Genomic DNA, 23595 nt, shown 5'->3' on the forward strand with positions numbered 1-23595 from the left:
GATTACTTACGGTGTAGGTTGACGCCCTTGGCGCTTAATTCTGGATCGGCGAACCATGGCTGTTTCACGCCTATGATCGGGTTGTAGGCGTCGATGAAGGCGAGTTGCTGATTGGGTTTCAGGCGCATCAGTTCATCGGCATAAGCAAGATTGCGCTGGCTGGCCGCGCTGGTGTCCGTGGACGTGGTGGAATTTGACGAACTGCCGCCGTTCGGGCCGGTGCTGGTACTGAACGCACGGGCCACGGCGGAACTGAGATTCCAGACAGTGGTGACGCCGCAAAGGCTGGAGAAATACTCCGCCGTCATCTTGTCGCGCGAACCGTAATAGAGAATGCAACCGCTGTTGCTGATCAGGCTTTCATAGCCGCCCTCGCCGTAAATTTGCTTCAATTTTCCAAGGTCTTGCGCGATTGCAAACATCTGCATCCCAAACCCGGCCATCAACGAAAATGCCGTTTCCACCGACGCTAATTTTCCCAGCGCGGGCAGTTCATCGAGCACGAACAGGATCGGCTTGGCGGGTTTTATGGCGATGTTCCGGGCGTTCACGGTGATTGATTGCGCGATGAGAAGCCTTAACCACCTTCCGAACGCATTCAGCCTGTCAGCTGGCAACACCAGATAGATGGACATCGCTTTCGCCTTCATGTCCTCGAACTTGAAATCGCTGGCCGCGAGTGAATGGCGCAAACGGCTTGAATCCAAGAAATTCGTCTGCGCTTGTGCGGAGGCGATCACGTTGGCGAGAACCCGTTCCTCTTTTTGAAGGCAGCGCGCGCCCGTGCTGACCACGATATGATGCTCACTGTCCAGCATACGCTGCCAGAGCAGTTTCATTTCATCGCCATCGAGCAACAGGAGATCACGCACACGCGGCAGGTGGCGATGATCGGCCTCACGCGGGTCGGTCGCTACATAAAGAATGTAGCCCTGGAGCAAGGCCTTGGCCTCTTCCGTCCAGAACATATCCTTCTCATTATATTGGAAAACCAAGGCGTCCGCCAAGATCATCGCGTTTTCGGTTATGTCGGGATCGGTAGGATCGAGCCAGTCGAGCGGGTTGAACCGCGAGGACCGGCCACCGGAGGCGATGTCCCATGGATCGACTATATGGACTTCCTGCCCCATCGCTATGCGTTGGCTGGCAGTGATCAATGCGTCCTCACCCTTGGGATCAAGGACGAGGACGGAGCCGGATTTTCCATCCCCAAAGGTCAGAAGATTGGGAATGATCGCGGTCGTCCCCTTGCCCGAACGGGTCGGGGCGATGGTGAGCAAATGCCTGTCACCCGTATAATGGATCGGATGGACATCATCGTTGGCAGCAAATCCACCCAGCCGAATACCGCTCGACCCGATGAGGCCATGCTCCTGCAAATAGGGAAGCGTTGCCCATTCAGCCGAACCGAAGGTGGTCGGCTTGTGGTTGAAGAAGTTACGCAGCGTAGAGCCGAGCCACAGGCCGAGCGCGATCTTGATCGCCGCGCGAAACGCTTTAGCCTGCGGCGACAGGAACCAGCCCAGCGCGTAACCTGCGGCTGTGGCAATGGCGATGGTCACCACCTGGCTTAAGGTGGAGGCAGCGACAAAACGCCCCTGCGTCAATTTGAACAGGATGATGGCACAAAGGCCGAGGGTCAGCACGGTCTGAGCATTGTTCAGTGGCTTGGAAAATTTAGGCAGAGTCATGACGTCAACTCCTTGAAAGAGGAAATCAGAGATCGAGTGAAAAGCCGCGCTTGCGCATCGGCGGGTCGATGTCCTGCGCAGGACGGCGCAGGCGTTCGATCAGTTCACGGTTGAGAGTGCGCCTGCTTTCCACATGGCGAAGGCGCATCTTGTCGAGCCGCTCTTGCAAACGGCGGCGCTCGTGCATCTGGTCGATGACAAGGCGATCACGCTGGACGCGATCCCGACGCAACGCATCCCATGCCTCCACCTGGTTCTGTTGATGGATGGCGGTGGCTTTGCCCGTCACTTTGTCGATCAGGCCCATCAGGCCGGAGCGCAGGCGCCGCGCGCGGGCGGCGGTTTCTTCCTGCTGGCGTTGTGCCTGCCGCTCGGTCAGGCGGGCGCGCTGCGCCCGGTGCTCGGCAGTGAGTTCAGAGCGGCGCGCTTCCAGCGGACGGCGTTCTGCTTTCTGGGCATCGCGCGTTTCTGTGAGGTAGGATTTAAGCTTGTCGGTGACTTTCTGTTTGATGTCTGCGGACACCATGGCGACGGAAGGAAGTCCGTCGCCATCTCCATATCGCTGGCGAAGCTCTTTCGTTTTGATCCCGGCATAACGGGCGAGGGCGTAAACATTGCCGTCCAGATCGAGCGCGCCCATGCCGCGTCGATCCCCTTGAGCGAGGAAGTAGCCGCGATCTTCCAGCGCGGCACCCAATGCCTTGAGGCTGTCGGCCTGTTTATAGGCAGACTGGAACGCATCCTTGATCTCGCGTGGATCGAGGCCGAGGCGCTTGGCCTGTTGCCATTCGGCAAGGGTGAAGTTGAGCGGGGATTTGCCGCCCATACGGCGCAGGCCTTCCGGCAGTTCCCAGCCATGCTCAAGATAGAGTTCCTTGGCCAGACCGTTCAGCTTGGTCTTGAAGTGCGACATATTGACCGCGCGCATCTCGTCCGCGTCGATCCGGGACCAGACGACATGGGCGTGCCGCCTGCCTTCCTTCTCGTGCAGGATGACGGCACGGGGCTGGCCGAGGCGTTTTTCTGCTTCGTCCGCCGCCCGCTCAAACTCTGCCTCACCAACCTCTGCGCCTTTTGGCGGGTTGAGACTTAGCGAGAACAGATATTGCTGGCAGCGTGTGCCTTGCGCGATGGCCTGGGCTTCATGAAACGCGCCGTGCAAATCGCTGGCGACAAAGCCGCGCAGTTCCAGAACGGTGACATGATCATTGTCGCGGTCATTGAGCAAATGCGCGGCGAGTTGCGCCGCGCCCGCCCGTTGTGAGCCTTTGAGGATCATATGCTGAACCTCTTGCCGTCAGTGAGGGAAGGGCGGCCCGCGCGGGTGAATCCTTGCGACACGGTTTCTTTGGGCGGCGGCGGGGCATCCGATGGCGGCGCAGGCTGGGGTTTATAGCCCAATGCCCGCATCAGCATGTCGCGCATGGCCGCGATATCGGCAGCGGCGCGGTTCAGATCGCGCTTCGTTCCATCATCGAAATACAGGTCGCCAATATTGGCGGCCTTGGCGAGTTGGTTGAGATTGTTCGCCAGACGGCTCGCGCCGAGGCAGGCCAGCACATCGGCCAGCGCCTTCTGATCGGCCACGGGCGGCTTGCGTCAGGCGCGATAGGTTGGCGCATCGCCTGCGAACAGGACGGACTTGATATAGGACGCCAGCGGCATTGATCCCGCGCGGCGTTCCAGTTCGGTGCGTTCTTCCTTGGTGAGACGAAGAGAAAAGGGCGGGACGCGCTTGGGCTGTTCGCCTTCGCGCATATGGTAGGTAATGGTCATCGGAGGCTCTCCAGCCACCGATATCGACAAACATCATGGCCCAGCTTGCGCCCGGTTAGGGGCGTAAGCGTGGCAGTTTTCCTTTGCTCATGACGTTGTTGATATCGTAGGCAGTAAAGAGCAGGCCTAGCCCGTAGGAATCGTCACCTGCGCCCCGCCCCAGCCAGTCGAATTCCATAAGGTCGGCATCCGCGATATGGCGCGGGGCCGATTTCATGCGGCGTATTTCAAATCCACCTGATCCGCGCCGTCACCGACCGGATCAGCCGTTGCGCGCCATCGCCTCGCCACGATCGCGCGCGGCACGCAGCGTGGCGGTCAGCAGGTCCAGGAGCCGGTCATCCTTGTCCAATATGTTCAGGCCCTCGCGAGTCATGCCGCCGGGACTGGCGACTCGGTCGGCGAGCAGCGCCGGGGCCGCGTCGCCCCGCGCGGCCATGTTTGCAGAGCCCTGGATCGTCGCCAGCGCCATGCGCGCGGACTGGTCGGCGGGAAGGCCCAGCGCCTCGCCCGCTCGCGCCAATGCGTCGATGAACCGGAACAGGAAGGCCGGCCCGCAGCCCGACAGCGCCGTGACCAGATTGAACTGATCTTCCGCCGACAGCCATTCGACCAGCCCCAAGGGGGTAAACAGGGCGTCCATCGCGCCGCGCACAGGCGCATCGGCGGCGCCCTCCATATAGAGCGCCGTCACCCCCTCGCCGATGCCGACGGGCAGATTGGGCATCGCGCGCAGAATATCGGCGGTTGCGGGGAAGCGCGCACGCAAGGTCGCGAGCGGAATGCCGGCCAGGATCGACATGATCGGCATGGCAGGGGTGCAGAGCGGCGCGAGCCGTGAGCCGACATCATCGAGCTGATAAGGCTTCATGCCCAGCATGATCGTGGCCCCGTGGGGCAGCACGGCCGGGAAATCCGTCAGAACGGTCACGCCCGGCGCGACGGGGCGTCCACTCGGGCGGACCACGGTCACGCGCGCAGGCTCCAGTCCGCAATCGAGCCATCTCGCCAGCATCTGCCCGGCCATGTTGCCGCAGCCAACGAGAAAGAGATGCGCGGGCCAGCGGTCAGTCATGCACGATCAAGCCTCGCCGCGGGTTTCGATCAGGCTGGCGCTGATCGCTTCGGTCGGGCTTTTGCCGCCCCACAAGACGAACTGAAACACGGGATAGAAACGCTCGCACTCGTCGATCGCGGTTTCGACCAGCATCTGCGCCTGATCCAGCGTCAATGTGCCGCCCTGCCCGAGCAGCGCGCCGTGCCGGAACAGGATGATGCCGCTCGACGACCAAAGTTCGAAATGGCCGAGCCAGAGCTGTTCGTTGATCAGCGCCAGCGTTTCGTAAATCGCTCCGCGCTTCTCATCGGCAACGCGGATATCGGGCAGCGCCAGCAATTGCAGCACCTGGTCCTCGTCGCGCCAGATCGCACGCAACTCATATTGTGCCCAGCTGCCCTGCGTGCTGCCGACGATTTCGTCATCGCCGACATGGTCGAACGCCCAGCCATTGGCCTCGAAATAGGCGGCGAGCATGTCGATCGGCGCAGCCTCATGGCCGGCATTTTCAAATTCGTCGCTATCCATCATTCCACAAGCTTGCCGCCGTTCAATCGCCGGGCCTTAGAGCATTCTGCGGGCGGCTGGAACAGCCGACGGCTCATCGAAAGCGAAAAACCGGGAATGCACAGGCCTGCGGACGACGATTCCACGCCTGTTGCGGCGGCGGCATCGCGGCGACAGGTTATTCGGTGTCGCCGGGAGGCGCGGCCTTGGGCGCACGCGGCGTACGGACGCTGCGGGTAACGACGGCCGGGGCCTTGCCCTCCAGCGCATCGATCCGCGCCTTCAATTCCTCGACCTCCTGCCGGGCGGCGGCGGCCATCGTCTTGACCGCCTCAAATTCCTCGCGGCTGACGAAATCCAGCCCGCCCACCATCTGCTTTGCCTTTTCGCGGGCGCTGGCTTCGAACTCGCGGGTCATGCCCGCGACCGTGCCGGCCGCACCGTTCACCAGCTTGGCGAGATCGTCGAAGAAGCGATTTTCACTTTGCATGGCGGCCTTCTCACATTGGAGCGCCGCAAGCGGCGCGAGAGCCTATATCTGGGTGCGCAGCGCCGGGGCTACAAGAGTTTCCGCACGCGGATTGAGACGCGCAATCTCATAATTGAGCAGCGCGGCAAAGCCCAGCCAGGCGAGATAGGGGAGCATCAGCAGCCCGGCCGCCCGGCGAATGCGCCGGAACAGCGCCAGCGTGGCTGCGACCAATATGATCAGGACAAGGATCAGGATCAGTGCAGTGTCGACCTGATGCGCGCGAAAGAAAAGCGGGGACCACAGCAGGTTGAGCGCGAACTGCAACACAAACAGCATCACTGCCGGACCGCGCCAGCGCGCGCCGCGCGCGTGCAGCACCATCGCCAGCGCCAGCGCCATCAGCACATATAATATCGTCCACGCCGCGCCGAACGCCCATCCCGGCGGCATGAAAGCGGGCTTGGCGAGCGAAGCGAACCAGCGATTGTCATAGCCGCTATTGGCGATCCGGCCCGACAGGAAACCCAGCAGGACGACGGCCGGCACGGTGAACAGCGCCCAGCGAAGATAGGCGAGGCGCAACTGACCTTGGGACGCGATTTCATTCATCGGCAGGGGCCTATCACAACGTCATTCGGCCGGATCGGGCGACTCCCTGAGCGCCGAATCCAGCTTGCGACCCACGGTTTGGGGAGAAACCGTGCGCTTGGCAACGCGCGAATAGAGAATAGGGATCAGGAAAAGCGTGATGAGGGTCGCGAAACTCACGCCAAAGACGATCACGACGCCGATACTGTTGCGCGACGCGGCGCCCGCCCCGCTGCGGACCACCAGCGGCACCGCGCCGATGACGGTCGCGATCGAGGTCATGAGGATCGGGCGCAATCGCCGGGTCGCGGCCTGGCGGATCGCATCCATGACCTCCAGCCCTTCGTCGCGCAGCTGATTGGCGAATTCGACAATCAGAATTCCGTTCTTGGCGGCGAGGCCCACCAGCATGACGATGCCGATCTGGCTGTACAGGTTGATCGTCCCTGCCGTCAGGGCAAGGCCGATCACCCCGCCCGCCACTGCCAGCGGCACGGTCATGATGATCACGCCGGGATGGATGAAGCTTTCGAACTGCGCCGCGAGCAGCAGGAAGATGATGACGATGGTCAGGCCGAATACGATCCAGATAGAGCCGCCCGTCTCGCGCAGCGACTGGCTTTCGCCGCGATAGCCGATTGCCACCACTTCGGGCGACTGGCGCGCCTGGTCTTCGAGAAAGGCGAGCGCTTCGCCCAGCGACGTTCCCGGCGCCAGCCCCGCCGTCAGCGTGATCGCGCGCAGCTTGTTGAACCGGTTGAGCTGGCGTGGCCCTGCGACTTCGCGCACGCTGACCACCGCCGACAACGGCACCAGCACGCCGGTTCGGCTGCGCACCTGTATCCGCTCCAGGTCGGCCAGCGTCTCGCGTCCCTCGCGTTCGGCCTGCAACAAAACGCGATATTCCTCGCCCCGGTCGACATAGGTGGTCACGCGCCGCGATCCCAGCAGCGTCTGTAACGCCTGGCTGATGTCGCTGGGCGACACGCCCAGGTCGCCGGCGCGCTGCTGGTTGACCTCGATCCGCATCTGCGGCTTGGTTTCCTTGTAATCGCTGTCGATGTTGACGAGGCCGGGATTGGTGGCGGCGGCAGCCATGATCCGGTTGCGCGCGGCGACGAGTCCCTCATATGTCGATCCCGCCAGCACGATATTCACCGGCAGGCCGCGGCCACGCCCCAGGCCCGATCGGGGGGCGACATTGCCGCGCACGCCGGGCTGGTTGGCGATCGCCTTGTTGATCGCGTCGGCGACCTGCGCCGTCGTAATGGAGCGGTCTTCCCAGGGCCGCAGAAAGGCGATGATGCCGCCGCTGTTGAAATCGTCGCTCGATCCGAAAGTACCTGGCGTGCGCAGGTTGAGCACCTGGATCGAGCCATCCTTGCGAAGCGGCTCCAGATCGTCCTCAAGGTCGCGCATATAGGTCATCATGCGCGCGAACCCGGTTCCCTCCGGCGCGGTCACCTGGCCATCGATCGCGCCTGTATCTTCCGCCGGGGCCAGTTCGGTAGGCAACAGCGTGAACAGTCCGCCCGCTGCCGCCAGGAAGATCAGGACCGCGAGCGAGGGCACCAACGGCCGGGCGAGAGCGCGCGCGAGCCAGCCCGAATAGCGCTGCTCGAACCGCTGGAAACGATCATCCACCCACCGGGCGAGGCGCGACCGCTCCGAATGGCGAAGCAATTTGGAACATAGCATCGGCGCCAGGCTGAGCGAGATGAAGCCGGAAAAGGCGATCGCCGCGATCATGGCGATGGCCAGTTCGCGGAACAGCAGCCCCGACTGCCCGGCAAGGAACATGACCGGCACGAACACCGCGCACACGACAAGCGTTGTCGAAATGATCGCGAAGCCGACCTGCCGCGTGCCGAGATAGGCCGCGAGCAGCGGATCTTCCCCCTGTTCGATCCGATGATAGACATTTTCCAGCACGACGATCGCGTCGTCGACCACCAGCCCGATCGCCAGCACGAACGCCAGCAGCGTCAGCAAGTTGATCGACAGCCCCAGCATCCACATCACCGCGCACGTGGCGAGCAGGCAGATCGGCACCGTGATCGCGGGGATGATGGTGGCGCGCAGCGACCCCAGAAACAGGAAGATGACCAGGATGACGAGGACTGCGGCTTCCAGCAGCGTATCGTACACATTGTCGATCGCCCGGCTGATGAACAGCGATTCGTCCGAACCGATCGTAACGGTCATGCCCGGCGGCAGGTCAGGCCCCAGCTGCTTGATCAGCGCCTTTGCCTTGTCCGCGACTTCCAGGGTGTTGGCGCCCGACTGGCGGATGATGCCGACGCCGATGCCGGTGCCTGCGTTCGATCGGAACGATGTATAGGGATTTTCAGGCCCCAGTTCGACACGGGCCACATCGCCAAGCGTGATCTGATAGCCATTTTCGCCGCGTCCCACGATCAGCCGGGAGAATTCCTCCGGCGACCTGAATCCCCGTTCGACGCGCAGGGTCTGGTTCTGGTCCTTCGATTCGAACCGGCCGGCCGGCAATTCGACATTCTGGGCGCGCAGCGCGTTTTCGACGTCGGCCGGCGTCACGCTGAACGCGGCCAGCCTTTCCGCATTCAGCCAGATGCGCGCCGATGGCCGCTCCTCGCTGCCGCCCTGCACGCGCGCCACGCCGTCGATCGCCGAGAAGCGGTCGAGGAGGTTCCTGTCGATATAGTCGGCGATCCGGGTGGGGGGCCATCCGGGCCGCCGGAACACCAGGAACAGGATCGGGCGGGCGTCGGCATCGACCTTCCTGATTTCGGGCGCGAGCGCGTCCTCGGGCAGATCCTCGATCACGGCGCCCACCCGGTCGCGAACATCGTTGGCGGCGGTATCGACATCGCGTGACGGATCGAATTCGATACTGATGGCGGACGTGCCGTCGCGCGAGGTCGACGTGACCGTCCGAATACCCTGGATACCGGCGATCGAATCTTCCAGTATCTGCGTGATGCGCGTTTCGACGACCGATGCAGCCGCGCCGGTATAGCCGGTTTCGACCGATACGATGGGCGGGTCCGTATCGGGATATTCGCGTACCGACAGGCTCATGAAACCGACGATGCCGACGATGCACAAAAGTATGGCGATGACGGCGGCGAAAACCGGACGGCGAACCGAAAGGTCGGAAAGCTGCATGGCCCGGCCCTAGCGCGGCGATGCGGCGGGCGGGCCACCGGGCGAGGGCTTTTCGCCGGGCAAGCGAACCGGCACGCCGTCCGACAGCTTGACCACCCCCTCGGTCACCACCGGCTGGCCGGCGCGCAGGCCGTCCAGTATCTCGACCAGTCCATTTTGCCGGATGCCCGTCTTGACCTCCACTCGCCTGGCCTTGCGATCCTCGACGACGAAGACGAAGCTTTGCTCGCCATCGCCGACGATGGCCAGTTCGGGCACCGCCAGCGACCGGCGCTGACGCGCCTTCACCGTGACGGTCATCAACATGCCGGGCTTCAGGCTGCGGTCGGGATTGGGCAGGATCGCGCGGACCCTGACGGCCCGAGTCGCGGGATCGATGACCGGATCGATCGTTGCGATCGTACCGTTGAACGGACGGTCGGGCCAGGCGGCCGATGTCGCTTCGATCGGCTGACCCTGGGCGATAAGCGGCAACCGGGTTTCGGGCACGGTGAAATCGAGCTTGATGCGCGAAATGTCGCTGACGGTCGCGATCTCGGTGCCCGCTGACACCACCGCGCCCGCCGATATCGTACGCAGGCTGACCCAGCCGCCAAAGGGCGCGCGAATGACCCGGTCGCCGATCGAGGCGCGCGCCAATTGCGCGTTGGCGCGGGCGGCATTGGCCGTGGCGACCTGGGTGTCGAGGCTGGCGGTCGTCGCAAATCCACGCGCCTTGAGCGCCTGGACACGAGCAAGCTGCTGCCCTGCGGCCCGCGCCTGCGCTTCTGCGGCAGCCAGTTCCGCGGTTTCCTGCCCCTGCGCCAGCGTGGCGATAATCTGGCCGCGAGCGACATAGCCGCCATCTGCGAAGTTGATCGACGTGATCCGCTCGGTGACCGGCGCCGACAGCACCACCTGTTCATTGGCAAGCGCGGTGCCGACCGCTTCGACGGCATCGGCGAAGGTCGCCGCCGCGACCGGCTGCACCTCCACCAGGGCGGGCGGGCGCGGCTTTTTTTCCTCGCCCTTGCTGCAACCCGCGAGGGCGAGGGCGATCATGACTGGGATGAAGGAAGACCGCATGGGGAAGCGCCGACGAACCTTTCGCTGCGACATAATGAAAGCAATTGCCGCAATATCTATCCTCTAGCCGAACGAACGCCGATCTAATATCCGCCAAGCCTTGCAACCAGCAGAAACTCGACATTGCCCTGCGGCCCGGTGATCGGGCTGGGGACGATGCCGGTAACCGTCCAGCCCAGTCGTTCGATCCACCCGCGCACGTCGTCGCATACACGCCGATGCACGTCCGGGTCGCGCACCACCCCGCCCTTGCCCACTTCCTCGCGCCCCGCCTCGAACTGCGGTTTGATCAGCGCGATCAGCAGGGCCTGGGCGGCGGCGAAGGACAGCGGCCGCGCCAACACCTTTTCCAGCCCGATGAAGCTCGCGTCGCACACGATGACGTCGATCGGCTCGGGGATATGGTCGGGCGTCAGGATGCGCGCGCTGGTCTGCTCATGGACGATGACGCGCGGGTCGGTGCGTAATTTCCAGGCCAGCTGGTTGGTGCCGCTGTCGATCGCATAGACGCGCGCGGCCCCGTGCGTGAGGAGGACATCGGTAAAACCGCCGGTCGAACTGCCCACATCCATCGCCACCCGCCCGGTGACGTCGATGGCGAAATGGTCGATTGCATGAGCCAGCTTCAGTCCGCCCCTCGACACCCAGGGATGGTCGCGCCCGCGCACATCCAGCACCACATCGTCGGCGATCTGCTGGCCGGCCTTGTCGATCCGCCGATCGCCGGCATAGACGAGGCCCGCAAGGATCAGCGCCTGCGCCCGCGCCCGGCTTTCCACAAGGCCGCGGTCGACGAGCAACTGGTCGGCGCGCGCCTTGCCCATCAGCGAACGAGGTCCGTCAAGGTCGCGGACGTCAGCAACTGGGGCAGCACCTGGCCTTCGCGCCCCGGCGCATACCACAGATAGAGCGGCACGCCCGACCGTCCCTGCCCTTCAAGGAAGCGCGTGATGGCCGGATCGGCGCTGGTCCAGTCGCCCATCATCACCTGGACGCCCGCCCTCGCGAAGGCCGTCCGCGTTTCCGCCCGGTCGATCGCGGCGGCTTCATTGGCCTTGCAGGTCAGGCACCAGTCAGCCGTGAAATAGAGGAAGACCGGCTTGCCCGTTCGGCGCAGATCGGCCAGCCGCGCGTCGTCGAACGGGATGGTCGCATCGCGGGTGGCGGCCAGCGCCGGACGCTCCGTCGGCAACAGCGCCAGGCCAAGGCCCAGGACCGCCAATGCCGACAGCGCCGCGACAAGGCCGCCGCCACGCGCCGCGCGCTGCCGCAGCCCCAGCCACCAGAGCGCAAGCGCCAGCGCAAGCGCGCAGGCAAGGCCCACGGTCATCCCCGCCACGCCGCGCTGCTGCCCGAGCAGCCATGCAAGGCCGATCGCGGTCGCGAACATGGGCAGCGACAACAGCTTTTGTGCACGGATCATCCACGCGCCCGGCCGGGGCAGGCGCGCGCGCAATGGCGGAACATGGGCGATGATCAGGAACGGCAGCGCCAGCCCAAGGCCAAGGCCCGCAAACACCGCCAGCGCATCGGCCAGCGGCAACACCAGCGCCGCCCCCATCGCCGCGCCCATGAAGGGTCCGGTGCAGGGCGTGGCGACAAACGCCACCAGCGCGCCGGTCCAGAAAGCGCCCGTCATGCCGCCCCTGCCCGCCAGCGCCTCGCCGCCGCCAAAGCCGCGCAGGTCGAACAGGCCGGCCAAGTTGAAGGCGATGGCGGTGACCAGCAGCAGCAGCAGCAGGATGATGCGGGGGTCCTGTAACTGGAATGCCCAACCCGCCGCGATCCCCGCCGCGCGCAACGCCAGCAACGTCGCGCCGAGCGCGACGCATGCCAGCATCACGCCCGCCGCATAGGCCAGCGCCTCGCGCCTGACCGCGCGCTCGTCGCCGCCCGCACGCGCCAGCTTCATCGCCTTCAATCCCAATATCGGGAACACGCATGGCATGATGTTGAGCAGCAGCCCTCCCAGCAGCGCAGCGCCGAGCGCGATCAGCAGCGTCTGCGCGCGGTCCTGCTCGACCGCTGCGACCTTTCCGGGCGTCGCGGCAATCAGGAAGCCGCTGTGCGCGCCGGTCCGCAAAACCGCCTTGACCGGCCCCGACGCCCCTGCGCCCGCCACCGTCTCGATTAGCAGGCGGTCCCCATTACGGATCACCTTCTGATCGGCGGCATAGCGCGCAAAGCCCTCTGTCAGCGGAAAAAGATGCACCGCATTGGCCTTCGCTTCCGCCGGGAACGGCACTGACAGCCGCAGCCTGCCACCTTCCACGGCATAGATCGCCTCGCTGCCCAGCGGACGCGGCAGGCGTGCGCGCCAGGCGTCGAAGCGCGCCACGTCGCCCGCCCCGGCCGCGCCTTCGCCCACCACCAGGTCGATTGCGAGGTCGGCGCCCTCGGGCACGCAAATCGTGTCGGTGCAGGCCAGCCAGTCGGCGCGCGCCCGGATCGGCAAGCGCATTCCCTTCGCCAGGCCCGGCGCCAGCGTCAGCGCCGACAACACGGCATAAGGCCCCTCATAAACATGATTCATCAGGCCCGCGATCATCAGCGTTTCGGGCACGGGATAGCGCAGCGCGCGCGCCGTGACGCCGGGGGGGAGCGTCCATTTGACGGTCATGCCGAGGCCAGCATCGCCCGGATTTTCCCAATAGCCGTGCCAGCCCGGCGCGGGGGCCATGGCAAAGGCGATGCTGACGTCCCGTCCCGCTGCCGGCGCATGGCTCTGGGCGACCAGTCGAGCGGCGATGTTGGGTGTGCCGCTGCCGAAAGCCCCCTGCGCCCTGGCGCTCGTCGGAACGGACAGCGCGGTTCCCATGATGAGGGCAAGCGTCATCAAAAGGACATGGAATATCTGCATCGGACCTCTGTTCGCGCGCATCATCGGGGGCTAGGTCCGGGTGCATCCGCCGTCAAGGTCGAGGAGTGTCCCGTCCCATGTTCCGCCCCGCCGTCGCCCTGTTGCTCACCAGCCTCGCACCCGCCGCCGCCGCGCAAGACCAGGTCGCCCCGCCCAGGCTGATCGTCGCGATAGCGGTGGACCAGTTTTCCGCCGACCTGTTCAGCGAATATCGCGCCAGCTACAGCGGCGGCCTCAAGCGGCTGACCCAGGGCGTGGTGTTCCCGCATGGCTATCAAAGCCACGCCGCGACCGAAACCTGCCCCGGCCACAGCACGATATTGACCGGCAGCCGCCCGTCGCGCACCGGCATCATCGCCAACACATGGTTCGACCTGTCGGCCAAGCGCGACGACAAGGCGATCTATTGCGCCGAGGATGAAAGCCAGCCCGGCAGCAGCAGCGACAATTATGTCGCTTCCCCCGTCCACCTGCGGGTGCCGACACTGGGCGACAGGATGAAGGCGGCCAATCCCGCCACCCGCGTCGTCGCGGTCGCGGGCAAGGACCGCGCCGCCATCATGATGGGCGGGCGGACCGCCGACCAGGTCTGGTGGCTGGACGGGCCGCGCGGCTTCACCAGCTACAAGGGGGTGGCGCATCCGCCGCTCGTCGCCAGGATCAACGACGCGTTCGTTCAGCGGCTGGCCGCGCCCAGCCCGGCGATGGAACTGCCGCCCCAGTGCGCCGCCAGGGATTTCGCCGTGAATGTCGGCGCGGGCAAGACCGTCGGCACCGGCCGCTTCGCTCGCGCCGCCGGCGATTTCCGCGCTTTCCGTGCCTCGCCCGAACTGGACGCGATGACGCTGGTGCTCGCCGCGGCCGCCATCGAAAGCATGGGGCTGGGCAAGCAGGCACAGACCGACCTTATCGCCATCGGCCTGTCGGCGACCGACATGATCGGCCACACCTACGGCACGGAAGGCACCGAAAGCTGCATCCAGATCGACCGGCTCGATCGCGAACTGGGCGCGTTCTTCGACCGGCTCGACGCGCTTCAGATCGATTATGTCGTGATGTTGACCGCCGACCATGGCGGCCGGGACCTGCCCGAGCGGCACCGGCTGAACGCCATGCCGATGCAGGAGCGCGTCGACATCGCGCTGACGCCCAAGGCCCTGTCCGCCGCCGTCGCGCAAAGGACCGGTATCGTCGGCCTCACGCCGATCAGGGGCGACGGGCCGCAGGGCGACCTCTATTTCGACACGGGCTTGAGCGCGGCGCAGCGTGCCAGGGTCGAGGCCGAGGCGCTCAGGCTGCTGCGCGCCCACCCGCAGGTGCACGCCGTGTTCACGAAGGCGCAGATCGCCGCCACGCCCATGCCATCCGGCCCACCCGAAAACTGGAGCCTGATCGAGGAAGCGCGCGCCGGTTTCGATCCCCGGCGATCGGGCGACCTGCTGCTCCTGCTCAAGCCCCAGGTTACGCCGATCGTCGATCCCGGCGCGGGCTATGTCGCGACGCACGGCTCGCCCTGGGACTTCGATCGCCGGGTGCCGATCCTGTTCTGGCGCAAGCAGCTTCGCGGCTTCAAGCAGCCGATGAGCGTCGAAACGGTGGACATCATGCCCAGCCTTGCCGCGCTGATCGGCCTGTCCGTTCCCCGCGATGACATCGACGGGCGCTGTCTTGACCTTGTCGCCGGCGCCGGCGACAGTTGCGGCGGCCGCTGATCCGGTCAGGTCTTGCGCAGCGGCAGACGTATTTCCGCGCGCAATCCGCCGTCCTCGCGGTTCATCAGGGTCAGGACGCCGCCTTCCCGCTCGACCGCCTGGCCGACAATCGCCAGCCCCAGCCCCAGGCCGCGGGTGTTGCGCTGGCGCGCGAAATCGAGACGGGCGAACGGTCGCAAGACCTCGGCCATCGCCTCCTGGGCAATGCCCGGCCCGTCGTCATCGACCCGGATCACCGCCACATGCCCTTCCCGCGCCAGCGAGATGCGCGCCCTTTCGCCGTAATGAAGCGCGTTTTCGACCAGGTTGCCGATCGCCCTGCGCATGTTGAACGGGCGCAGCGGCAGGTCGAGATGGGCCGGCCCCGCATAGTCGACGTCGTGCCCCTGATCCTGAAATCCGTCGGCAATGGTCGCCAGCGTCACGGCCAGGTCGAACTGAACGACCGGTTCGGGATCCTTTTCACCGCCCAGGAACGCCAACAGCGAATCGATCATCGCGGTCATTTCGGCGATGTCGGCCTCGATCGTTTCGCGCAGATCCTCCGCATCCAGATTGTCGAGCCGCAAACGCAGCCGTGACAGCGGCGTGCGCAGGTCGTGCCCGACATGCGCCAGCGTTTCGGTACGCTCCGCGATCAGGCGGTGGATGCGTTCCTGCATGATGTTGAAGGCATGGATCAGTCGGCGGACATCGGCCGTTCCGGCTTCGGGCACCTCGACCCAGTCGGACAGGCCGATCCGCTGGGTCGCCTGAGCCAGGTCGCGCAACGGGGCCAGCGTCTTGCGGATCAGCAGGCCGCCCACCAGCAACAGGCCGATGACCGGTATCAGCGCCAGCCCCATGCGGCCGATGGTGAATTCCCACTTGCCCGCCGAATGGTGCATGCCGAAATACAGCCAGCTGCCGTCGGGCAGTTGCAGCGCGCCGCTGATTTCCGATCCGCGCCCTGGCGACGCCAGCTGTAGCCGCAAATTGGACTGTGCCAATGACGGCTCCCACGCCAGGATCTGGCTGCGCATCTTGTCGAGTTCGGGCGCAAGGCGCGGCGCCGCCAGCGAAGGCGTCCAGTGAATATCGTAGCGATCCGTGGTCAGCTGGCCGGCCAGAGCGCGCCGCTCCTCGCCCGCCGATTCGTTCACCAGCTTGCGCGCGATGATCAGATGCTCGGCCAGGCGACGGGCCTCATCCTCCTGCAACGACAGATGGCTGGCGCGTTCGTAGATCAGGGTGCCGACCGCAAATTCCAGCAATACCGTCAGAAACAGGATGCCCATGATGCGGCCGACCAGTCCCAGCGACCGGTGGAAGCGCCGCCGGCGCGGCGGGGGCCGCCCGCCATCGACCGCCTCGCCGCTCAAGCGCGGCTTACGGTCGCGTTGAACATATAGCCGATGCCGCGCACGGTGGTGATCGGCGCCACGCCCTCGGCGGTCGACAGCTTGCGGCGCAGGCGGCTGACCAGCACGTCGATGCTGCGGTCGGACGAATCGCCCATCCGCGTGCGCGACAGTTCGATCAGCCTTTCGCGCGCGATCACCCGCTGGGGATGGCTGATGAAACTGCCCAGCAGGTCGAATTCGGCCCCGGTCAGGTCGACGATAGCGCCGCTGGGGGATCGCAGCTCGCGGCGGGGGAAATTCACGATCCATCCGTCGAACCGGGCTTCGCTCTCGCGCGCTTCGTCAGGACCTCGTTCAAGCCCGGCCCGTCGCAGGATCGCCCGGATGCGGGCGATCAGTTCACGGGTGCCGAACGGCTTGGCCAGATAGTCGTCAGCGCCCAGCTCCAGGCCGACGATGCGGTCGGTCTCGCTGCCCTTGGCACTGATGAAGATGATCGGCACGTCGTTGGTGCGCCGGATCTGGCGGCACAGATCGATGCCGTTGGTGCCAGGCAGCATCACGTCGAGCACCACCAGGTCGGCCGGGCCAGCGTCGAACGCGGCCCACATTTCGGGACCCGAAGATGCCGGGCGCACCTGATAGCCATGTTCCTGCAACGCACGCGCAGTAAGCGTGCGCAGCGGCGGATCATCTTCAACCAATATGATCGTCGGGGCAGTCAAGGCAGGTCGATCCGATCCTTTGGCCGTATGCGGGCCGGAGATAGGACGGGCGCACCCCAGGGTCAACCAAAGGCCGCCCGGCACCGGCGCTGTCACGCAATTGGAATATTTATGTCTTAAAAAGGAAATACAAAAGCAATAATTGCCCGCAGCCATGGTCCCATCGCGTGGACGGACCGCTTTGGCGGTTGACGAAATTATGAGGATGATGGTGATGATTGCGATGCGCCGTGCCGCCGGCCTGCTGCTTGCGGGAACCTGCTTCAGCCTGGCTGTCCCGGCCTCGGCCCAGGTGCCGCAGGCAGAGGCGCAGGCGCTGCGCGACCAGATCAAGGCATTGACCGCGCGGCTCGACGCGCTGGAAGCGCAACTGGCGGCCCGCCCGCCAGCGGTCGCCGCATCGACGCCACCGGCAGCGCCGCACCTGGCCAATGCGCAGGGCGCCGCTCCCAAGGCGTCGGCCGACACCACCACGATCGGCTGGAAAGGCGGGCCGCAGTTCAAGTCGGGAGAGCGGCTGTTCAAGCCCAAGGGCCGCATCCAGTGGGATGCCGGTTTCGTGTCCTCCCCGCCCGGATCGAACGATCGCGGCTTTGGCATGTCGAACGAGGCGCGTCGCATCCGGCTGGGGGGCGAGGGCAAGCTGGGGGCGGGCTTTGGCTACAAGCTGGAACTCGAACTGTCCGACAACAGCGTCGACCTGGTGGATACCTTCGTCACCTATGAAAAGGGCGGGCTGCTGCTGACGCTGGGCAACCATAACCAGTTCCAGTCGCTCGACGAACTGATCGGCGATACCACCGGATCGACGATGGAGCGCGCCGCCTTTACCGATGCCTTCAACTTCGAACGGCGACTGGGCCTGTCGGTGCAATATGCGACCGGCCCCTGGCTGGCGCAGGCCGGCCTCTTCACCGACGATGTCACCGCATTGTCCAACAGTTCAGATGGTCCCAATGGCGGAGATGAGAATAACAGCTATGGCCTGGACGGCCGGATCGTGTTCGCGCCCAAGTTCGGCAAGACGCAGTTGCATTTCGCCGGGTCGGGCCACTGGCGGCAATTGGGCCGGTTGAGCGAGGCAGGCACCCGCTATCGCCAGCGCCCCTATCTGCACAGCAGCAACAGCCGCGTCATCGGCACGCCATCGCTGGGCGTGACGCAGGAAGCGCATTATGGCGTCGAACTGGCCGCCGTCCGTGGCCCGTGGCATTTCGCCGGCGAAGGGCACTGGCTGACGGCCTACCGGCCCGGCGACCATGATCCGACCTTCTTCGGCGCCTATGCCGAGGTCGGCTATTATCTGACCAAGGGGGACAGCCGCAGCTATGCCAAGGGCATTTTCGGCACCGCCGATCCCAAGGCGCCGATGGGCGGCGGCGGCATCGGCGCGGTCCAGATGAACCTGCGCTACGATTATCTGTCGCTCAACGACGGGGTGATCCAGGGCGGCAAGCAGAACGGGTTCATCGGCGCGCTGGTGTGGACGCCGATCCAGTATCTGCGCTTCAACCTCAATTACGGCTATCTGCTCTATTCGGACGTGCCGGCGGCGACCAGCGCGGACGCCGATTTCGGGCTGCATACCGGCGGCGTTCGCGTCGAACTCGATTTCTGAAGCAGGCAGTGGCGCGGGCATGAAAAAGGCCGGGGACGATGATCGCCCCCGGCCTTTTTTCTTTCAAGAGGCGTGGCTGTTTAGAAAGCCGCGGAGATCGAGAAGACGACCTGGCTGCGCGCGATCGACTTGCCGGCATTGTCGCCGTCCACCACCGAGAAGTTGGGACGGATGTAGTTTTCCTCGACGCGCGAGATGTCGGTGTCGACATAGGCGATGCCAACCGTCAGCGGCGTGCCCGGAATGGCGACGTCGGCGCCGATCAGCCAGTCGAGATATTCGCCGGTCGGGGCGACGCTGGTGCCGTTCGGGCCAAGGCCCGAATTGCCCTTCGACCAGCCCAGATGCGCCTTGAGCGAGACGGGCGTGCCCGGCACGCCGCCGCTGATGTCGCCCCAGATATACAGATTGTCTTCCTTGTCGCCCGGATCGAACACGGTGCACGCCGCGTCGCTGCACCACTTGCCCAGTGCTTCCTGCTTGGGCGCGTAGGCGACGCCGACCAGGCCCTTGACCGGACCGAGCTGGCTCGACAGCTTGATATAGGGCTCGGCGAAGTCGGTCTTGTCCGCGCCGCTCGGATACATGTACCAGGTCAGGCCGACGTCGAGCGTCGCGCCGCCCAGGGGAACGGTGTAGCCCGCGAAAAGGTCGAGTTCCATGCTGGCGCCGCCGAAGGTACCCCAACCGGCGAGGTTGGACGCCCAGGTGCCGGCATAGAGGCCGCTTTCATGCGTGGCGGTGAGACCGCCCTGAATGGCCATGCCCTGGTCGGTCTGCGACACGCCACGGAAGCGATAGTCGGACACGAGGGCTACGCTGCCGGTGACGGTAACGGGGCCTGCGGGTTCTTCCTGGGCGAGCGCGGGAGCGCTGGACATCAGCGCCAGGGCGGCGCAAGCGATACGAAATTTCATGAACATTCCCCTTATGAAAGAATGTTCCGTCCTGCGTCGCCGCGCTCGGAAATCTGCATGGCGTTTCCGATGCCGGCGTGTGGTCAGACTGCTAAAAGCTCATGGCGCGCCGCACAATATCTAATCCCGCGCCTGCGAAAATATTGCATTCACCTGTGATATTTGGCCCACTGTTCATGTCTGTAATATAAACAAAATGTTTCTATATTGTTTCTAGTGATAGGCTAAAAAATCCCGCCACGCCTGGGGGAAGGCGCGGCGGGCAGGTCTTTCCGTGTCAGGCCGCGAAACGCTCCAGCCGCCCGGTCGCGCCGAACAGTTCGACCGGCGCGCCCGCGCTGCGGCGGCGATCGACCCACTCACGCAGCATTTCCGCGCATGTATGGTCGATATGGCTCAGCCGCTCGACATTGAGAATCACCAGCCCGCGCGCGGGCAGCGATTCCAGCTTGGCCGACAATTTGGGCAGGGTGAGGAAGGTGGCGGCGCCATTGAACGCGACTTCATGTGCGTGGTCGGTGCGGCCTTCCTCCATCTTCAACCGCAGGCGGCGGGCATGGGGGATCAGTTCCAGCAGAGACAGCGCCAGGCCCACCAGCACGCCGGTCAGCAGGTCGGTCGTGACCACCATGATAAGCGTCGCGGCCCAGACGATCGCGGGCAGCGGGCCATAGAGATGGAGCAGGTGCTTGACATGCGTGAGGCTGACCAGCCGCACGCCGGTGATCACCAGGATGCCGGCGAGCGCCGCCATCGGAATTTCGCGCAGCAGCCAGGGCAGCAGCGCGACGAAGCCCAATATCCACACGCCATGCAGGATCGTCGACAGCCGCGTTACCGCGCCCGCCTGCACGTTGGCCGAACTGCGCACGATGACGCCGGTCATCGGCAGCGCGCCGGCCGCGCCGCACAGCAGGTTGCCGATGCCCTGCGCGCGAAGCTCCTTGTTGTAATCGGTGCGCGGACCGTCATGCATGCGGTCGACCGCCGCCGCCGACAGCAGCGTTTCGGCGCTGGCGATGAAGGCGATGGCAATGGCGGTCGTGACGACCGTGGGATTGAGGAACTGCGACAGGAAGCCGCTGTCGGGCAGCGCCACCGCCGCGACGATCGATTCGGGCACGACGACCCGCGCCACCGGCAGGCCGAGCACGAAGGCCACGAGCGTCGCGAGCACGACGCCCACCAGCGCGCCGGGCACCAGCCGCATCGACGCCGGCCGGAACTTCTCCCAGCCCAGCATGCCGCCGATCGTCACCAGGCCGATGGCAAAGGCCATGGCCGCCGGTTGGCTGTCGAGGCCAAACAGCTGGCCCGGCATAGCCAGGATATTGGCCAGGCCGTTGGGCAGCGGACGGTCATCGAACAGGACATGAAACTGGCCGACGACGATCAGCACGCCGATGCCGGCGAGCATGCCATGGACCACGGCGGGCGAAATGGCGCGAAACCATCCGCCCACACGCAAAATCCCGGCCACGACCTGGATCGCGCCGGCGAGAATGAGGATGGGACCCAGCGCCGAAAGCCCCTGGTCCCTGACGATTTCGAACACGATGACGGCAAGGCCCGCGGCCGGACCGCTGACCTGAAGCGGCGATCCCGCCAGCGCGCCGACGACGACGCCGCCGATGATGCCGGTGATCAGGCCCTTTTCAGGCGGAACGCCCGACGCGATCGCGATGCCCATGCATAGCGGCATGGCCACCAGGAACACGACGATCGACGCGGTGAAATCGCGCGAAAAACTGGCTGGCAGGAATCTGGTCATGGCGATTACTCCGCCGCCTGCGCATGCGCAACGTCGGCCGCGAGCCGCCGCGCGTGCGGCAGGGCGACCGGCAGGGGCACGTCGGCGCGCAACGGCACGAACCGTCCGGTGTCGCCGTCGAGGCCGAGCACCATGCCGGCATGGATGTCCACGAACCAGCCGTGCAGCGCGATCTCTCCCCGCGCGATGCCCGACGCAACCGAAGGATGGGTGCGCAGATGCGCGAGCTGGGCAACGATATTTTCCAGGCTGACGTTACGGATCTTCTCCGCGTCGGGCAGGTCCGACGGATAGCTTTCGCGCGCCACCTTCTGCGCGGCGTGGGCATGGCGCAGCCAGGCCGCGACATTGGGCATGGGGGCCAGCGCCTCTTCATGCACCAGCGCCTTCATCGCTCCGCAGTCGCTGTGACCGCACACGATGATGTCGCGCACCCCAAGCGCCATCACCGCATATTCGACCGTGGACGACACGCCGCCGTTCATGTTCGAATAGGGCGGCACGATGTTGCCCGCATTGCGGCATACGAACAGGTCGCCGGGGTCGGCCTGCATGATATGTTCGGGCACGATGCGCGAATCGGCGCAGGATATCATCAGCGCCTTGGGGCTTTGGCCATCGCTGGCCAGCCGGTTGTAAAGGGCGCTCTGGTTCGGAAAAACATGCTTTTCGAAGCTGAAGACGCGGCCGATCAGTTCGTTCATATGCATCGATCCTTTGCGTTGGGCCGGTCGGGGGAGGACCGGCGGATGATGCATGAATAGGGATGCGGCTTTGCTGCGGTGCAGCGCCTTTGTAAAAAATCATGTCTGGCGACGAATGGTGCCGCTTCAGCGATATTCGACCGCGGCGCTGAACATGTAGCCCACGCCACGGACGGTCACGATCGGCGCGACCCGGCCCGGCTGTGTCAGCTTGCGGCGCAGGCGGCTGACCAGCACGTCGATGCTGCGATCCGACGACTGGGCGGATCGACCGTTCGACACATCGACCAGCCGTTCGCGCGCGATCACGCGCTGGGCCTGCTCCATCATCGCCGTCAGCAGCGCGAATTCCGCGCCGGTCAACTCGACGGGCGCGCCGGCGGAATCGCGCACCTCGTGCCTGGTGAAATCGACGGTCCAGCCATCGAAGCGCGCCTGCTGGCGTCGGGGCGCGCCGACCGCATCGTCCGGGCCGCCGTGCGTGCCGCGCCGCAGGACCGCGCGCAGCCGGGCCACAAGTTCGCGGGGGGCGTAGGGCTTGGACAGATAGTCGTCGGCGCCCAGTTCCAGCCCGACGATCCGGTCGACCTCGCTGCTGTTCGCGCCGACCAGGATGACGGGCAGGTTGCTGCGCTGCCGCACCTCCTGGCACAAATCCATGCCGCCCGGCCCGCGCAGCGCGGTGTCCAGAACCAGCGCGCGGGGCGACAATGTCTCCATCGCCCGCCACATTGCGGGCACGTCTTCTATGATATGGGCGCGAAAGCCGCTATCTTGCAGCGACTGGACAACCGATGCGCGCAATTCGGGATGCACTTCGGCCACCAAGATGAGCGGCGGTGTCACCGGCCTTTGCGCCCCGACATCGCCAGGCCGCCGTGCCCGCGCGAATGCCGCCCGACAGGTGGCGCGACAGCGGCGATGGTCGAAATCATGGCGGCAACTCCTGATGAACCGGATGCCCGGTCTAGGAATACCGAATGTCTCTCAAATTTTCCGATCGCAACAAAATGTTGCTGGGAGTGGGAAGTGCGCCGGCATCATCGGGCCGGGATGGCCGCCGGCGCCGCCCGGCGCGACGATGCGGGAACGGGCACCGGCGCCAGGACATGCTCGATCACGGCCGAAAGCCACCGTGCGTCGTCCGAAGCGCGGTGGCGAGTCGGGTGGCGTCCGTCGGCCTTGGCCACGGCATCGGCGATCGCCTGCTGCCCCGCGCCCGCCTCGTCCATGACCAGCGAGACATGGTCGATGGTGAAGGGACGCGGCATTCCTGCCGCCTGCGCCAGCGTGTCGAGCCAATATTGGTCGATCAGGCTGTCGGCAACGACGCGCGATCGGCCAACCGCGATCGTCAGCTCTTCCAGCACATGCGCCACCGGCCAGCCCTCGCGCTCGATCCGGTCACGGGACAGGCCGTGAAGCGACTCGGCCTCCTGGGTCCAGTCCCATTGCGCCCAGTCATCATGCGGGCGGATGATCCAGCTTCGGGTCCACAGATAGCAGGACACACCGACTTCAATCGGGAACGACCGGCCATGCCGAGGCAGGCACGACGCTTCGAAATCGATAGCAATGATGGACAAAAGTCCGCTCCAGCATCATTTACCGGCTCGTTGGCCGGTCTCGATCGTGCGTCCCT

The 23595-nt window shown here is 65.3% G+C and carries 21 protein-coding genes; 2 read left to right on the forward strand and 19 right to left on the reverse strand.

Features of this window, described 5'->3' with window-relative positions:
- Nucleotides 1-2: 2 nt before the first annotated feature.
- The 12 genes from WG908_RS03480 to WG908_RS03535 form a co-directional block, all read right to left on the reverse strand.
- Nucleotides 3-1691 carry a type IV secretory system conjugative DNA transfer family protein gene (locus tag WG908_RS03480; RefSeq protein ID WP_340185180.1) on the reverse strand — a complete coding sequence of 563 codons (1689 nt, stop codon included), beginning with the start codon at nucleotides 1689-1691 and terminating at the stop codon, nucleotides 3-5.
- Between the two features lie 25 nt (nucleotides 1692-1716).
- Nucleotides 1717-2970, reverse strand: coding sequence for a relaxase/mobilization nuclease domain-containing protein (locus tag WG908_RS03485; protein ID WP_340185181.1), 1254 nt, complete (start codon nucleotides 2968-2970; stop codon nucleotides 1717-1719).
- Entirely contained in the window at nucleotides 2967-3278 is a 312-nt protein-coding gene (gene mobC, locus WG908_RS03490) for a plasmid mobilization relaxosome protein MobC (RefSeq protein WP_340185182.1), read from the reverse strand. The genes WG908_RS03485 and mobC overlap by 4 nt, the downstream gene beginning before the upstream one ends.
- Nucleotides 3279-3290: 12 nt before the next feature.
- Complete coding sequence (locus WG908_RS03495; RefSeq protein WP_340185183.1) at nucleotides 3291-3467, reverse strand: hypothetical protein; 177 nt, start codon at nucleotides 3465-3467, stop codon at nucleotides 3291-3293.
- 262 nt (nucleotides 3468-3729) lie between these two features.
- Complete coding sequence (locus WG908_RS03500; protein ID WP_340185184.1) at nucleotides 3730-4542, reverse strand: pyrroline-5-carboxylate reductase family protein; 813 nt, start codon at nucleotides 4540-4542, stop codon at nucleotides 3730-3732.
- 6 nt (nucleotides 4543-4548) lie between these two features.
- A complete protein-coding gene (locus WG908_RS03505; protein ID WP_340185185.1) occupies nucleotides 4549-5055 on the reverse strand; it encodes a type III secretion system chaperone family protein in 507 nt (168 codons plus the stop codon).
- A gap of 154 nt (nucleotides 5056-5209) precedes the next feature.
- On the reverse strand, nucleotides 5210-5521 hold the full coding sequence (locus WG908_RS03510) for an accessory factor UbiK family protein (protein WP_340185186.1): 312 nt from the start codon (nucleotides 5519-5521) through the stop codon (nucleotides 5210-5212).
- A gap of 42 nt (nucleotides 5522-5563) precedes the next feature.
- Nucleotides 5564-6112 (reverse strand): TspO/MBR family protein, encoded by a 549-nt coding sequence (locus WG908_RS03515; protein ID WP_340185187.1) that lies wholly within the window; start codon nucleotides 6110-6112, stop codon nucleotides 5564-5566.
- A gap of 21 nt (nucleotides 6113-6133) precedes the next feature.
- Nucleotides 6134-9238: an efflux RND transporter permease subunit gene (locus WG908_RS03520; protein ID WP_340185188.1), complete on the reverse strand. Its 3105-nt coding sequence runs from the start codon at nucleotides 9236-9238 to the stop codon at nucleotides 6134-6136.
- Between the two features lie 9 nt (nucleotides 9239-9247).
- Complete coding sequence (locus tag WG908_RS03525) at nucleotides 9248-10279, reverse strand: efflux RND transporter periplasmic adaptor subunit (protein WP_445326654.1); 1032 nt, start codon at nucleotides 10277-10279, stop codon at nucleotides 9248-9250.
- Nucleotides 10280-10386: 107 nt separating this feature from the next.
- Nucleotides 10387-11127, reverse strand: a complete 741-nt coding sequence (locus WG908_RS03530) for a TlyA family RNA methyltransferase (protein ID WP_340185190.1) — start codon at nucleotides 11125-11127, stop codon at nucleotides 10387-10389.
- Entirely contained in the window at nucleotides 11127-13163 is a 2037-nt protein-coding gene (locus WG908_RS03535) for a protein-disulfide reductase DsbD family protein (protein WP_340185191.1), read from the reverse strand. Before WG908_RS03535 ends, WG908_RS03530 begins: the two co-directional genes overlap by 1 nt.
- A gap of 77 nt (nucleotides 13164-13240) precedes the next feature.
- Between WG908_RS03535 and WG908_RS03540 the strand changes: the two genes are divergently transcribed.
- Nucleotides 13241-14875: an alkaline phosphatase family protein gene (locus tag WG908_RS03540; protein WP_340185192.1), complete on the forward strand. Its 1635-nt coding sequence runs from the start codon at nucleotides 13241-13243 to the stop codon at nucleotides 14873-14875.
- 5 nt (nucleotides 14876-14880) lie between these two features.
- Here the strand turns inward: WG908_RS03540 and WG908_RS03545 are convergent, their stop codons facing one another.
- Nucleotides 14881-16152, reverse strand: coding sequence for an ATP-binding protein (locus WG908_RS03545; protein WP_340185381.1), 1272 nt, complete (start codon nucleotides 16150-16152; stop codon nucleotides 14881-14883).
- Between the two features lie 80 nt (nucleotides 16153-16232).
- Complete coding sequence (locus WG908_RS03550; RefSeq protein ID WP_340185193.1) at nucleotides 16233-16943, reverse strand: response regulator transcription factor; 711 nt, start codon at nucleotides 16941-16943, stop codon at nucleotides 16233-16235.
- A 214-nt stretch (nucleotides 16944-17157) separates the two neighbouring features.
- On the opposite strand from WG908_RS03550, the gene WG908_RS03555 reads away from it, so the two are divergent.
- On the forward strand, nucleotides 17158-18561 hold the full coding sequence (locus WG908_RS03555; RefSeq protein WP_340185194.1) for a porin: 1404 nt from the start codon (nucleotides 17158-17160) through the stop codon (nucleotides 18559-18561).
- Between the two features lie 80 nt (nucleotides 18562-18641).
- Here the strand turns inward: WG908_RS03555 and WG908_RS03560 are convergent, their stop codons facing one another.
- The 5 genes from WG908_RS03560 to WG908_RS03580 form a co-directional block, all read right to left on the reverse strand.
- A complete protein-coding gene (locus tag WG908_RS03560) occupies nucleotides 18642-19484 on the reverse strand; it encodes a TorF family putative porin (RefSeq protein WP_340185195.1) in 843 nt (280 codons plus the stop codon).
- A gap of 271 nt (nucleotides 19485-19755) precedes the next feature.
- On the reverse strand, nucleotides 19756-21249 hold the full coding sequence (locus tag WG908_RS03565) for a SulP family inorganic anion transporter (RefSeq protein ID WP_340185196.1): 1494 nt from the start codon (nucleotides 21247-21249) through the stop codon (nucleotides 19756-19758).
- Between the two features lie 5 nt (nucleotides 21250-21254).
- Nucleotides 21255-21953, reverse strand: coding sequence for a carbonic anhydrase (locus WG908_RS03570; protein ID WP_340185197.1), 699 nt, complete (start codon nucleotides 21951-21953; stop codon nucleotides 21255-21257).
- Nucleotides 21954-22079: 126 nt separating this feature from the next.
- Nucleotides 22080-22799, reverse strand: coding sequence for a winged helix-turn-helix domain-containing protein (locus WG908_RS03575; RefSeq protein ID WP_340185198.1), 720 nt, complete (start codon nucleotides 22797-22799; stop codon nucleotides 22080-22082).
- Between the two features lie 194 nt (nucleotides 22800-22993).
- Nucleotides 22994-23539, reverse strand: coding sequence for a hypothetical protein (locus WG908_RS03580; RefSeq protein ID WP_340185199.1), 546 nt, complete (start codon nucleotides 23537-23539; stop codon nucleotides 22994-22996).
- Between the last annotated feature and the right edge of the window lie 56 nt (nucleotides 23540-23595).

The sequence above is a fragment of the Sphingobium anseongense genome, from assembly GCF_037725245.1.
GTDB lineage: Bacteria > Pseudomonadota > Alphaproteobacteria > Sphingomonadales > Sphingomonadaceae > Sphingobium.

Bases quoted from the DNA above. Each gene is read 5' to 3' on its own strand.
- WG908_RS03480 (WP_340185180.1), bottom strand. From the start codon at position 1,691: ATGACTCTGCCTAAATTTTCCAAGCCACTGAACAATGCTCAGACCGTG.
- WG908_RS03485 (WP_340185181.1), bottom strand. From the start codon at position 2,970: ATGATCCTCAAAGGCTCACAACGGGCGGGCGCGGCGCAACTCGCCGCG.
- WG908_RS03495 (WP_340185183.1), bottom strand. From the start codon at position 3,467: ATGACCATTACCTACCATATGCGCGAAGGCGAACAGCCCAAGCGCGTC.
- WG908_RS03500 (WP_340185184.1), bottom strand. From the start codon at position 4,542: ATGACTGACCGCTGGCCCGCGCATCTCTTTCTCGTTGGCTGCGGCAAC.
- WG908_RS03505 (WP_340185185.1), bottom strand. From the start codon at position 5,055: ATGATGGATAGCGACGAATTTGAAAATGCCGGCCATGAGGCTGCGCCG.
- WG908_RS03510 (WP_340185186.1), bottom strand. From the start codon at position 5,521: ATGCAAAGTGAAAATCGCTTCTTCGACGATCTCGCCAAGCTGGTGAAC.
- WG908_RS03515 (WP_340185187.1), bottom strand. From the start codon at position 6,112: ATGAATGAAATCGCGTCCCAAGGTCAGTTGCGCCTCGCCTATCTTCGC.
- WG908_RS03520 (WP_340185188.1), bottom strand. From the start codon at position 9,238: ATGCAGCTTTCCGACCTTTCGGTTCGCCGTCCGGTTTTCGCCGCCGTC.
- WG908_RS03525 (WP_445326654.1), bottom strand. From the start codon at position 10,279: ATGATCGCCCTCGCCCTCGCGGGTTGCAGCAAGGGCGAGGAAAAAAAG.
- WG908_RS03530 (WP_340185190.1), bottom strand. From the start codon at position 11,127: ATGGGCAAGGCGCGCGCCGACCAGTTGCTCGTCGACCGCGGCCTTGTG.
- WG908_RS03535 (WP_340185191.1), bottom strand. From the start codon at position 13,163: ATGCAGATATTCCATGTCCTTTTGATGACGCTTGCCCTCATCATGGGA.
- WG908_RS03540 (WP_340185192.1), top strand. From the start codon at position 13,241: ATGTTCCGCCCCGCCGTCGCCCTGTTGCTCACCAGCCTCGCACCCGCC.
- WG908_RS03545 (WP_340185381.1), bottom strand. From the start codon at position 16,152: ATGGGCATCCTGTTTCTGACGGTATTGCTGGAATTTGCGGTCGGCACC.
- WG908_RS03555 (WP_340185194.1), top strand. From the start codon at position 17,158: ATGATTGCGATGCGCCGTGCCGCCGGCCTGCTGCTTGCGGGAACCTGC.
- WG908_RS03560 (WP_340185195.1), bottom strand. From the start codon at position 19,484: ATGTTCATGAAATTTCGTATCGCTTGCGCCGCCCTGGCGCTGATGTCC.
- WG908_RS03565 (WP_340185196.1), bottom strand. From the start codon at position 21,249: ATGACCAGATTCCTGCCAGCCAGTTTTTCGCGCGATTTCACCGCGTCG.
- WG908_RS03570 (WP_340185197.1), bottom strand. From the start codon at position 21,953: ATGAACGAACTGATCGGCCGCGTCTTCAGCTTCGAAAAGCATGTTTTT.